Here is an 11,899-nt window from a genome sequence, read left to right as displayed (position 1 = left end):
CGTCCGGATGACCTGGATTCAGGACTTCGCGATGCGGCCCGACGCGCCGGTCGACGACGCGGGCATGACGCAACGGATCAACACGAACTCCGCCATCCAGATGGACGTCATCCGGCGCCGGGTCGAAGCCCTGGCGGCGGTGTAACCGGCCGCCCGCACGGCGACGCGAGAAGGGAACACCCATGAGCAGCACCGGACCCAAGGTCCTGTCCATCCACGACGTGCCACCGAATACCCGCCGGGGCGGTGACATCCGGACCCTGCTGTCACCGGCCACCGTCGGCTCGACGTCAGGTTTCCTCGGGACGCTGGCCCTGCGGCCGGGGGAGGTCGTCACCGAGCACTGGCATCCGTACTCCGAGGAGTTCCTCTACTGCGTGACCGGGAACATCACCGCACGCCTCGACGGCCAGGACACCGCGCTGCCGGCCGAGCACGGCCTGCTGATCCCCCTGGGGACGCGCCACCGGCTGGTCAACACCGGCGACGAGACGGCGTTCCTCGTCTTCCACCTCAGCCCGCTGGCCCCACGGCCGGACCTCGGCCACGTCGACACCGAGCCCCTGCCCACCCTCGTGCCCGCGCCGGCCGGGGCGGGCGGCAGCGGGGACGGCGACCCACGGAAGGCACCAGCATGAGCACACATACGAGCACGAGCGCGGGCCCGAGAAGGACGGTGGTCACCGGCGTCGGCGTCATCGCCCCCGGCGGGACGGACAGCCGCGCGTTCTGGACCCTGCTGACCGAGGGCCGGACCGCGACCCGGCGGATCTCGTTCTTCGACCCGGCGCAGTTCCGGTCGCAGATCGCGGCCGAATGCGACTTCGACCCCGCCGCCGCCGGCCTGGACGCGCAGGAGATCCACCGCAACGACCGGTTCATCCAGTTAGCGCTCGCCGCGGCCGCGGAGGCGGTCACCGACAGCGGCCTGGACCTGCCGGCCGGCGCCCCCGACGGCGGATACGGCGTCGGGGTCAGCCTCGGCAGCGCCGTCGGCGCCACCACCCGCCTCGAGGACGAGTACGTCGCGGTCAGCAACAGCGGCCGTGACTGGCTGGTGGACCCGGCATACGCCTCGTCCTTCCTCTACCACGCCCTGGTGCCCAGCAGCCTCGCCGGCGAGGTGGCCCGCAGGTTCGGCGCGCGCGGCCCCGCCGCGGTGGTGTCGACGGGCTGCACCTCGGGGATCGACGCGATCGGCCGGGGCCACCAGCTCATCCAGGACGGCGCGGCCGACGTGGTCATCGCGGGTGCCACGGACGCGCCGATCTCACCGATCTCGATCGCCTGCTTCGACGCGATCCGGGCGACCTCAGCGCGCAACGACGACCCGGAGCACGCCTCCCGGCCGTTCGACGCCACCCGGGACGGGTTCGTGATGGGGGAAGGCGCCGCCGTGCTCGTCCTGGAGGAGTGGGAGCACGCCCGCCGCCGCGGCGCCCACGTCTACTGCGAGGTCACCGGCTACGCGTCCCGCTCCAACGCCTACCACATGACCGGGCTGCGACCGGACGGTGTGGAGATGGCCGAAGCGATCACCAGCGCGCTCCGGCAGGCCCGCACCCCGGCCACGGCGGTCAGCTACGTCAACGCCCACGGGTCGGGCACCAAGCAGAACGACCGGCACGAGACGGCCGCCTTCAAACGCTCCCTGGGATCGCACGCCTACCAGGTACCGGTCAGCTCGATCAAGTCCATGGTCGGCCACTCGCTCGGGGCCATCGGCGCGATCGAATGCGCCGCCTGCGCGCTGGCCATCGAGCACTCCGTGGTGCCGCCGACGGCCAACTGGGAGAACCGCGACCCCGACTGTGACCTGGACTACGTGCCCAAGACCGCCCGTGACCAGCGGATCGACGTGGCGCTGTCGGTCGGCAGCGGTTTCGGCGGCTTCCAGTCCGCGATCCTGCTCGAGCGCGCGACGGTGACCCGGTGAGCGCCCCGGGCCAGTCCGCGGTGATCACCGGTATCGGCGTCGTGGCACCGAGCGGCATCGGGGCCGAGGCGCACTGGTCGTCCACGCTGCGCGGCGAGGTCAAGGTCGCCCCGGTCACCCGCTTCGCCACCCCCACGCCCGCCGCCGTCCTGGCCGGTACCGCGGCGCCCGCCGCCGTCCTGGCCGGTGAGGTGGACGGCTTCCAGCCCGAGGATCATCTCGACCCCCGGCTGATCGTGCAGACCGACCGGTGGAGCTGGCTGGCCCTGACCGCCGCCGGCCTCGCCCTCGATGACGCCGGCTACCGGCCGTCCGATCACGATCCGTACGACACCGCGGCCATCCTGGCCAGCGGCTCCGGCGGCAACGAGTTCGGGCAGCGGGAAATCGGGCGGCTGTGGAGCCAGGGCCGCCGGGCGGTGGGGGCCTACCAGTCCATCGCCTGGTTCTACGCGGCCAGCACCGGGCAGATCTCGATCCTCCACGGGCTGAAAGGCCCCTCAGGAGTGATCGTCTCCGGTGAGGCCGGCGGCCTGGACTGCCTCGGCGAGGCCCGCCGGGCCATCCGGCGGGGGACCCGCGCCGTGGTGGCGGGCGCCACCGAGGCCGCGGTCGCACCGTATGCGATGACCTGCTACGCCACGAGCGGGATGCTGACCGCGGGCACCCGTCCCGAGGAGGGCTACCGGCCCTTCTCCCGGCATGCCGACGGGTACGCGCCGGGCGAGGGCGGCGCCCTGTTCGTGGTGGAGGACGCCGCGGCGGCGCACGAGCGCGGCCACCGCGGCTACGGACGGATCGCCGGCTACGCGGCCACCCACGACGCCCACCACGACCGGCGCCCGGCACCCGGGCCGGACCCCCTCGTGCAGGCGATGCGACGCGCGCTCGACGACGCCGGCCTGACCCCCGGCAACGTCGACGTCGTCTTCGCCGACGGCATGGGAACACGTGAGCACGACCTGCTGGAGGCACGCGCCCTGGGCGAGGTCTTCGGTGACCGCCTCGCCCACCTGCCGGTGACGGCCCCGCACAGCCTGGTCGGGCGCCTGTGCGCCGGGACGCCGGCGCTCAACGTGGCGACCGCGCTCCTGGCGATGCGGGACGGCGTGGTCCCTCCGGTGGGCAACCTGACCGATCCGGACCCGGCATACGGGCTGCACCTGATCACGGGAGAACCACGCGGAATGCCGACGAACGTCATCATGATCAACGCCCGCGGCTACGGAGGGTTCAACAGCTGCCTCATCCTCACCTCGACTCCGTGATCGACACCGCCGTGACCGACGTCGCGGGGGAGGCGACATCGCGACCGCGGTCAACCGGCCGCGGCGGTTCAGCTCCGACGGCCTCCCATCCCGCGGCCATCCCGTCCGACATGCGCGGCACGGGTGCCCGCGTGCTCCTGAAGCGAGTGCGGGCAGGGTGAAGGGGTCCGCGTGGTGGCGGGTTGTGCCATGCTGGGTGGGCGACGGCAGTGGAGGAAGCCGGTGGGAATCCGGCGCGGTCCCGCCACCGTAACCGGGGAGCGAACCCTCACCGTGTGTCACGGACGTGTAGGCGTCCGGAAGGCCGAGGGGGAGCGGTGATCCGGGAGCCGGGATACTTCGGCCGTCCGCACCGTTACCGAGGGCGAGGAAACCCGAGGGAGGACCGCGGCATGCCCGTTCACGCCCGTCAGCCGGTGCCCGGCGCACGGTCGGGAGCACGATGACGGCCTACCCGCTGTCCGCGGTGGTGGGTATGGACGACCTGCGGCTCGCTCTCGTCCTCAACGCCGTGTCACCGGCTATCGGCGGGGTACTCGTCCGGGGGGAGAAGGGCACCGCCAAGTCGACGGCGGTACGGGGGCTCACCGCCCTGCTCCCGCCCCTGGCGGTGGTGGCCGGCTGCCGGTTCGCCTGCGACCCGGCCGCCGGTGACGCCGACTGCCCGGACGGCCCGCATCCACCCGAGGCTCCCGCCGTGACCCGGGCGGCGCGGATGGTGGAGCTGCCGGTCGGCGCCTCGGAGGACCGGGTGACCGGGGCGATCGACCTCGACCGGGCGCTCACCGAAGGCGTCACGGCGCTGCGCCCCGGGCTGCTGGCCGCCGCCCACCGCGGCCTGCTCTACGTCGACGAGGTCAACCTCCTGCACGATCATCTTGTCGACCTGCTGCTGGACGCGGCCGCGCTCGGCGTCGCCCACGTCGAACGCGACGGGGTGTCGGTCCGCCACGCCGCCCGGTTCCTGCTGGTCGGGACGATGAACCCGGAGGAGGGTGAGCTGCGCCCGCAGCTGCTGGACCGGTTCGGGCTGACCGTCGAGGTCGCCGCCAGCCGGGACCCGCGGGTGCGGGCCGAAGTGGTGCGCCGCCGGCTGGCCTACGATGCCGGCCCGCGGGCCTTCGCCGCCGCCTGGGCGGAGCAGGACGCCGCCCTCGCCGCCCGGATCGCCGCCGCCCGCGACCGGCTGCCCGCCGTGGAGCTCTCCGAGACGGCGTTGCGCCAGGTCACCGCGGTCTGCGCCGCCTTCGACGTGGACGGGATGCGCGCGGACGTGGTCACCGCCCGCACCGCGATCGCGCTGGCCGCCTGGGAGGGCCGCGAGCGCGTCACCGCCGACGACATCCGCCGCGCCGCCCGCCTGGCCCTGCCACACCGGCGCCGCCGGGGCCCGTTCGACGCCCCCGGCCTGGACGAGGACACCCTCGCCGACGCTCTGGAACAGGCCCTGGAACAGACCGGGGAGCCACCCACGGACGACCCTGACGGACCGCCACCGGCCGGCGGCGGGGGCGGCGGAGGCAGTGGCGGCGGTGGCGGCGGTGGATCCGCCGGCGGCCACGGCAACGGCGGTGCCGCTACCGACAGTGACGAGAATACCGGTGCCGGGCCGCCGTTCACGTCGGCCGGCGACCTGCCGGCCCCGCGCCCGGCGGAATCGGAGCCCCTGCACCGGGCGGAAACGCAACAGACGGAGACGGACGCGGAACCGTGGCCCGCCGGCGGGCCGGCCACCGCGTCCGAGCACAGCCGGTACGAGCAGCCCGACCCGTCGCGCGGACGGGCGGACGCCGCTGGCAGCGCACACCCCGCCGGCCCGCCCGGCCCGGTGTTCCGCCCCCGCCGCCTGGAGATCCCCGATGTCGGTACCGGTCTCGGCGCCGCCGGGCGGCGCTCCCGGGCCCGTACCCGCCACGGCGCGGTGGTCACCGCCTCGCCGGAGGCCCCTGGCCTGCACCTGCCGGCGACCCTGCGGGCCGCCGCGCCCTGGCAGCAGGCCCGCGGACGCCACGGGCCGGGGCTGCTGCTGCGGCCGTCCGACCGGCGCGGCGCCGTCCGGGAGGGACGCGAGGGCAACCTGGTGCTGTTCGTGGTGGACGCCAGCGGCTCCATGGCCGCCCGCGCCCGGATGCGCACGGTCACCACCGCCGTGCTCTCCCTGCTCCTGGACGCCTACCAGCGCCGCGACCGGATCGGAATGATCACCTTCCGGGGTGCCGACGCCGAGGTCGTCCTGCCGCCGACGTCGAGTGTGGAGGTGGGCGCGGCCCGGCTGCGTTCCCTGCCGACCGGTGGGCGCACCCCGCTCGCCGCCGGGCTCACCCGCGCCGGGCAGGTGCTGGCCGCCGAACGCCGGCGTGACCCCGACCGGCGCGCGCTGCTGGTCGTCGTCACCGACGGCCGGTGCACCACCGGCCCGGATCCGGCCGCCGCCGCGCACGCGCTGGCCCGCGCCGGGGTGGCCAGCGTCGTCGTCGACTGCGAGAGCGGCTATGTCCGCCTGGGCCTGGCCGGCCGGCTGGCCACCGCCCTCGGTGGCACGACCGTCCCGCTGGCCGCCCTGTCGGCGGCGGCCGGCCCGGCGGCCCCCACCAGCTCCGCGGATCCCGCCGGCTCCGCGGATCCCGCCGGCGCTGTCCGCCCGGTATGGCCGGCGCGCCCCGCCAGCCCGGTGCGTCCGATATGGCCGGCGGGATCCGCCCGGCCCGGCAGGCCCGCCGGGCCGACACCGTCCACACCGTCCACCCAGCCTGGGAAGGTGGCCTGAGGGATGCCGCAGGGACAGCCGGCCGTGATACCCGACGACGGCCTGACCACCCGGGCCCGCCGGGACCGCCCGCTGCTGATCGTCCACACCGGTGACGGCAAGGGGAAGTCGACCGCGGCGTTCGGGCTGGCCCTGCGCGGCTGGGCGCAGGGCTGGCCGGTCGGGGTGTTCCAGTTCGTCAAGTCCGCGAAATGGCGGATCGGGGAGGAACGGGCACTGCGCACGCTGGCCACCACCGGCGAGGGCGGCACGGTCACCTGGCACAAGATGGGCGAGGGCTGGAGCTGGGTGCAGCACCGCATCGACCCGGGCGCCCAGCCCGCCGACGCCGCGCGCGAGGGCTGGGAGCAGATCCGCCGGGACCTGGCCGCGCAGACCTACCGGCTCTACGTCCTCGACGAGCTGACCTACCCGCTGAAGTGGGGATGGATCGATGTGGCCGAGGTCGTCGAGACGCTGCGCGCCCGGCCCGGGCGCCAGCACGTCGTCGTCACCGGCCGCGCCGCGCCGCCGCGGCTGCTCGACGCCGCCGACCTGGTGACCGAGATGACCAAGGTGAAGCATCCGATGGACGCCGGCCAGAAGGGCCAGCGGGGGATCGAATGGTGAGCGGCCCCGGCGCCGCCGGCATCGCCCTGCCCCGGCTGCTGGTCGCGGCCCCGGCCAGCGGCGCGGGCAAGACCACCGTGGCGACCGGGCTGATGGCCGCCCTGACCGCCCGCGGCCTGCGGGTCTCCCCGCACAAGGTCGGCCCGGACTACATCGACCCGAGCTACCACGCCCTGGCCACCGGCCGCCCCGGGCGCAACCTCGACGCCGTGCTCTGCGGCGAACAGCGCATCGGCCCCCTGCTCGCCCACGGCGCCCGCGGCGCCGACATCGCCGTCGTCGAAGGGGTGATGGGCCTGTTCGACGGGGTGTCGCTGCCACGGCCCGGCCAGCCCGTGGACTTCGCCTCCGCCGCCCACGTGGCCCGGCTGACCGCCACCCCGGTCGTGCTGGTCGTGGACGCGTCCGCCGCGGGCCGCTCGGCCGCGGCCGTGGTGCACGGCTTCGCCACCTGGGATCGGCGGGTGCGCCTGGCCGGTGTCGTGTTCAACCGGGTCGGTTCGGCCGGCCACGAGCGCCTGCTGCGGGACGCCGTCGCCGGCCTGCGCATCCCCGTGCTGGGGGTGCTGCGCCGGGACGACGCCGCCGCGGTGCCCTCGCGGCATCTCGGGCTGGTGCCGGCGGCCGAGCGGGCGCCGGCCGCGGCCGAGGCGGTCCGGGCGCTGGGGGCGCTGGTCGCCGCATCCTGCGATCTCGACGCCGTGCTTGCGCTGGCCCGCTCGGCCCCGCCGCTGGACGCCCGCCCCTGGACGCCGTCGGACGCCGTGGCCGAGACCGGCGAGACCCGCGAGACGGCCGGGCCCGGCGGCGGGCGGCCGGTGCGGATCGCTGTCGCGGGCGGGTCCGCGTTCACGTTCGGTTATGCCGAACAGGTCGAACTGCTGCGCGCCGCCGGGGCCGAGGTCGTCACCGTCGACCCGCTGCGTGACGAGACGCTTCCGGACGGCACCGACGGACTGGTGATCGGCGGCGGGTTCCCCGAGGAGCACGCCGCCGCGCTCGCGGCCAACGCGCCGCTGCGGGCCGAGGTCGTCGCGTTGGCGCGCCGGGGCGCGCCGATCGCCGCCGAATGCGCCGGCCTGCTCTACCTGGCCCGCTCCCTCGACGGGCATCCGATGTGCGGCGTCCTCGACGCCGACACGGCGATGGGGCCACGTCTCACTCTCGGTTACCGTCAGGCGGTCGCTGTCTGTGACAACTCGCTCGTGACCGCCGATACCGTGGTGACCGCGCACGAGTTCCACCACACGCAGGTCATCCCGCCGACCGCCAGCACGACCGCCGCTGCTGCCGCTGCCACCACCCCTGCCGACACGGCTCCGGTTCTCGCTGGCGGCCGCGCCGGCCCCACGGCCGGGCCCGCCGCCGGAGCGTCCTTTCCCGGGGAGGCGCGCTTTTTCCCAGGGGACGTGCCACAGTCGGCCTGGCGGGTGGACGACCGGGCGGAGGGGTTCGTACGCGGCAACGTGCACGCCTCCTACCTGCACCTGCACTGGGCCGGCGTGCCCGGGGCGGCCTGCCGGTTCGTCGCCACGGCCCGCGGGGCGAGAGCGGCCGGGCCGTCCGCGGCGGCCGTCCGTGCTCCCGGCGCGGCACGGAGCGCGGGAGGAGCGCGATGAGCTCCAGGAACGTCGAGGGCAGCGAGGGCGCCGGAAGCCCCGGAAGCCCCCGGGCAACGCCGTCGAAAACCGCAACGTCGCGCGGCAAGGGCAGCGAGGGCGCCGGAAGCCCCGGGGCGGTTCCGCCGCGCGCCCGGCTGGTCGGTGTCGGCGTCGGGCCCGGCGACCCGGATCTGGTGACGGTCCGGGCCGCGCGGACGCTGGAGCGGGCCGACGTCGTGTTCGTCCCGGTCAGCGAGGGGATGCCGCCGCCGGGCCGGGCCGAGGCGACCGTGCGCGCGCACGTCACCCACGACCGGATCCGCCAGGTGACGTTCCGGATGACCGGGGACGCCGACTACGACGCCCCGGCGGCCGTGGTCATCCAGGCCCTGCGCGAACACCCCACGGGCAGTGTCGCGTTCGCCACGATCGGTGATCCGAACGTCTACTCGACCTTCACCACGCTGGCCGCCCGGGTCCGCACGCTGTTACCGGAGGTCACCATCGAGACCGTTCCCGGCATCATGGCCATGCAGGATCTCGCCGCCCGCTCCGGCACGGTGCTGGCCGTGGGCACCGAGACCGTGGCGCTGCTGCCGCTGACCGCCGGTGTGGACGCCTACCGCCGGGCGGTCGCCGACCACGACACCGTGATCGCCTACAAGGGCGGACGCGCGCTGCCGCAGGTCCTCGACGTGCTGGCCGAGGCCGACCGGCTGACCGGCACACACGGCGCGGCCGTCTACGGCGCCTGCACGGGCCTGCCCGAGGAGGACATCCGCCTCGCCGCCGACCTGCCCCGCGACCAGCCCGGCCCCTACCTGTCCACGGTGATCTCCACCCGGCGCCGGCAGTGGCCGGCATGACCGCCCGCCCGCCCGGGCGGGTCACGTTCGTCGGGGCCGGCCCCGGGGCCGCGGACCTGCTGACCCTGCGCGCCGCCCGGGTGATCGGCGAGGCGGACGTGGTCATCTGGGCGTCCTCGCTGGTGCACCCGGACGTGCTCACCCATGCCCGCGACGACGCCGAGATCGTCGACTCGGCCGGGCTGCCGCTGGAGGGCGTCCACGAGATCTACCGGCGGGCCGCGGCCGGCGGGCTCGCGGTGGCCCGCGTCCACTCCGGTGACCCGGCGCTGTGGGGTGCGGTGCAGGAGCAGCTGGAGATCTGCGCCGAGCTGGGGCTGGCCACCGACATCGTCCCCGGGGTCAGCAGCTTCACCGCGGCGGCCGCGGCCGTCGGGCGCGAGCTGACCGTCCCCCAGGTGGCCCAGTCGGTGATCCTGACCCGGCTCGCCGGCGGGAAGACCCCGATGCCGCCCGGGGAGGAGGTGGCCCGGTTCGCCGCGCACGGCACGACCATGGCGCTGTTCCTCTCGGCGGCCCGTTCCAGCCAGCTGCAGGCCGAGCTCACCGCCGGTGGCTACCCACCGGAGACACCCTGCGTGGTCGCCTACCGGGTGAGCTGGCCGGAGGAGCTGATCGTGCGGTGCGCGCTCGCCGACCTCGCCGCCACGATCCGTGAGCACAAGCTGTGGAAGCACACGCTGGTGCTCGTCGGCCCCGCCCTCGCCGCCGGCGGGACCCGCTCCCACCTGTACCACCCCGGTCACTTCCACGGCTTCCGCCGGGCCGACCGGGCCGCCCGCACCACGCTGCGGGCGGCCCGGGACAACTCCGAGGCCCCCCGCGCCCGCGACATTCCCGTCCGTGACGACCCTCGTGCGTCCGATGCGTCCAGCGCCTCACGTGAAGGGCCCGGGCCCACATGATCAACCTTCGTTGGGACGTCCCGCGCAGGCCGCCACGCAACCATCCCGGATGCGGTCGCGCGGCTGACAGCGACCGACAGGGACAGCCGTCCGCTGGGGAGAACGCGCCGGTGCGCACCACCATGAACGATCACAATGACGGATGGTCACGATGACGGACGCCAGGACACCGGGCCGGTCGGGCATCGGCCTGGTCGCGGTGACCGCCGCCGGCCGCGCGGCCGCCCGGGATCTCCAACGGGCCTGGCCGGACGCCCGCCACTACGACGGCACGGCCCGCGAGGCGCTCACCGCCGCCGTCACCGCATGCGCCGGGGTGGTCTGCTTCCTCGCGACCGGCGCGACCGTCCGGCTGCTGGCCGGCACCCCCGACACCGGCAGCCTGCTCACCGGCAAGGACAGCGACCCGGGGGTGGTCTGCGTGGACGAGGCGCGCCGGTGGGCGGTCGCCCTCGTCGGCGGGCACGCCGGCGGAGCCAACGACCTCGCCGAGCGGGTCGCCGCCACCCTCGGCGCGACCGCCGTCGTGACCACCGCCAGTGACGCCGCCGCGGTCCCCGCCCTGGACTCCTTCGGCGCCGACATCGGCCTGCGCGTCGAGCCCGGATCGCGGCTCGCCGCCGTGGGCACGGCGCTGCTCGCCGAGCAGCCCGTGACCCTGTACACGGACGCGGTCTGGCCGCTGCCGCCGTTGCCGGGAACGGTCCGGCCCGCCGATCTCACCGATCTCACCGATCTCACCGGCCGGAGCGGACCCGCCGATCACCCCTTTCCCACTGCTCCAGGCGCCCTCGGCGGCGCCGATGAACCCGACGGGAGCAGTGCGCCGGCCACGTCACAGGCCGGACCAGCCACGCCGGCCACGTCAGTCCCGCCGGTCCCGCCGGATCGGCCGGATCGGCCGGCGGCGCCCGCCATCGTGATCACCGACCGGGTCGTCACGCCGCCGGCGCCCGCGGTGGTCTACCGGCCGCCCAGCCTGGTCGTGGGGGTCGGCGCGAGCCGGGGCGTACCCGCCGACGAGATCGTCGACCTCGTCGAGCGCGCGCTGGCCGATGCCGGGCTGGCACCGCTGGCCGTGCGTCACCTCGCCACCGTCGAGGCCAAGCGGGACGAGGCCGGCATCGTCGCCGCCGCCCGCCGGTTCGGCTGGCCGCTGGTCGTGCACCCGGCCGAGGCGCTCGCGGCCGTCGACGTCCCGCATCCCTCCGAGGTGGTGCGGGCCGCGGTCGGCACGCCGAGCGTCGCCGAGGCGGCGAGCCTGCTCGGCCCCGACGCGGGTCTGTCCGCCGGCACCGCCGAACTCGTCGTGCCCAAACGGGCGAGCGCGCACGCCACCGTGGCGGTCGCCCGCCACCGTCCCCGCGGCCGGCTGGCCATCGTCGGCCTCGGCCCCGGCGACCGGGACCTGCTCACCCCACGCGCCGCCCGCGAGCTCGCCCGCGCCAGTGTGATCGTCGGTCTGGACCAGTACGTCGACTCCGTCCGCGACCTGATCCGGCCGGGCGCGCGCGTGCTCGCCAGCGGCCTCGGAGCGGAGGAGGCCCGCGCCGTCGCGGCCGTGGACGCCGCCCGCGCCGGCCACGCGGCCGCGCTCATCGGCAGCGGGGACGCCGGCGTCTACGCGATGGGCAGCCCCGCGCTGGAACGGGCCGACGGATCCTTCGACGTGGTGGGCGTCCCGGGGGTGACGGCGGCGCTGTCCGCCGCGGCGCTGCTCGGCGCGCCCCTCGGCCACGACCACATGATGATCAGTCTGTCGGATCTGCACACCCCCTGGGAGGTGATCGAACAGCGGGTCCGGGCGGCGGCGCAGGCCGACGTCGCCGTCGCGTTCTACAACCCGCGCAGCAAGGCGCGGACCTGGCAGCTGCCACGGGCGTTGACGTTGCTGGCCGCTCACCGTCCGCTGTCGACCCCGGTGGGCATCGTCACCGACGCCTTCCG

At 75.7% G+C, this 11,899-nt stretch carries 9 protein-coding genes, 1 pseudogene and 1 riboswitch; all 10 genes and pseudogenes read left to right on the top strand.

Annotated elements, in window-relative coordinates; translation table 11 throughout:
- Positions 1-145 (top strand): annotated as a pseudogene (locus tag AC5LSR_RS02660) (SRPBCC family protein); the annotation flags it as partial.
- 37 nt (positions 146-182) lie between these two features.
- Positions 183-638, top strand: a complete 456-nt coding sequence (locus tag AC5LSR_RS02655) for a cupin domain-containing protein (protein ID WP_250280709.1) — start codon at positions 183-185, stop codon at positions 636-638.
- Positions 635-1,936 carry a beta-ketoacyl-[acyl-carrier-protein] synthase family protein gene (locus AC5LSR_RS02650; RefSeq protein ID WP_250280711.1) on the top strand — a complete coding sequence of 434 codons (1,302 nt, stop codon included), beginning with the start codon at positions 635-637 and terminating at the stop codon, positions 1,934-1,936. Before AC5LSR_RS02655 ends, AC5LSR_RS02650 begins: the two co-directional genes overlap by 4 nt.
- Positions 1,933-3,204, top strand: coding sequence for a beta-ketoacyl synthase N-terminal-like domain-containing protein (locus AC5LSR_RS02645; protein ID WP_250280713.1), 1,272 nt, complete (start codon positions 1,933-1,935; stop codon positions 3,202-3,204). The genes AC5LSR_RS02650 and AC5LSR_RS02645 overlap by 4 nt, the downstream gene beginning before the upstream one ends.
- Positions 3,205-3,417: 213 nt before the next feature.
- Positions 3,418-3,543, top strand: a riboswitch (cobalamin riboswitch).
- A 103-nt stretch (positions 3,544-3,646) separates the two neighbouring features.
- Complete coding sequence (locus AC5LSR_RS02640; protein ID WP_250280714.1) at positions 3,647-5,971, top strand: VWA domain-containing protein; 2,325 nt, start codon at positions 3,647-3,649, stop codon at positions 5,969-5,971.
- Positions 5,972-5,974: 3 nt separating this feature from the next.
- Positions 5,975-6,580 carry a cob(I)yrinic acid a,c-diamide adenosyltransferase gene (gene cobO / locus AC5LSR_RS02635; RefSeq protein WP_250280717.1) on the top strand — a complete coding sequence of 202 codons (606 nt, stop codon included), beginning with the start codon at positions 5,975-5,977 and terminating at the stop codon, positions 6,578-6,580.
- Positions 6,574-8,199: a cobyrinic acid a,c-diamide synthase CobB gene (locus AC5LSR_RS02630; protein ID WP_250280719.1), complete on the top strand. Its 1,626-nt coding sequence runs from the start codon at positions 6,574-6,576 to the stop codon at positions 8,197-8,199. Before cobO ends, AC5LSR_RS02630 begins: the two co-directional genes overlap by 7 nt.
- Positions 8,196-9,047: a precorrin-2 C(20)-methyltransferase gene (cobI, locus tag AC5LSR_RS02625; protein ID WP_250280721.1), complete on the top strand. Its 852-nt coding sequence runs from the start codon at positions 8,196-8,198 to the stop codon at positions 9,045-9,047. Before AC5LSR_RS02630 ends, cobI begins: the two co-directional genes overlap by 4 nt.
- On the top strand, positions 9,044-9,952 hold the full coding sequence (gene cobM, locus AC5LSR_RS02620) for a precorrin-4 C(11)-methyltransferase (protein ID WP_250280723.1): 909 nt from the start codon (positions 9,044-9,046) through the stop codon (positions 9,950-9,952). Before cobI ends, cobM begins: the two co-directional genes overlap by 4 nt.
- 142 nt (positions 9,953-10,094) lie before the next feature.
- Positions 10,095-11,899, top strand: a 1,805-nt coding sequence (locus AC5LSR_RS02615) for a bifunctional cobalt-precorrin 5A hydrolase/precorrin-3B C(17)-methyltransferase (protein WP_493468107.1), incomplete at its 3' end; no start/stop codon positions are given.

The organism is Protofrankia sp. CiP1_Cm_nod4, from assembly GCF_982290645.1.
This window is presented reverse-complemented; position numbering and strand designations above follow the sequence as displayed.

What these genes read in the sequence shown, in the direction of transcription:
- cobO (WP_250280717.1), top strand. Translation starts at nt 5,975, where the DNA reads ATGCCGCAGGGACAGCCGGCCGTGATACCCGACGACGGCCTGACCACC.
- AC5LSR_RS02630 (WP_250280719.1), top strand. Translation starts at nt 6,574, where the DNA reads ATGGTGAGCGGCCCCGGCGCCGCCGGCATCGCCCTGCCCCGGCTGCTG.
- cobM (WP_250280723.1), top strand. Translation starts at nt 9,044, where the DNA reads ATGACCGCCCGCCCGCCCGGGCGGGTCACGTTCGTCGGGGCCGGCCCC.
- cobI (WP_250280721.1), top strand. Translation starts at nt 8,196, where the DNA reads ATGAGCTCCAGGAACGTCGAGGGCAGCGAGGGCGCCGGAAGCCCCGGA.
- AC5LSR_RS02650 (WP_250280711.1), top strand. Translation starts at nt 635, where the DNA reads ATGAGCACACATACGAGCACGAGCGCGGGCCCGAGAAGGACGGTGGTC.
- AC5LSR_RS02655 (WP_250280709.1), top strand. Translation starts at nt 183, where the DNA reads ATGAGCAGCACCGGACCCAAGGTCCTGTCCATCCACGACGTGCCACCG.
- AC5LSR_RS02640 (WP_250280714.1), top strand. Translation starts at nt 3,647, where the DNA reads ATGACGGCCTACCCGCTGTCCGCGGTGGTGGGTATGGACGACCTGCGG.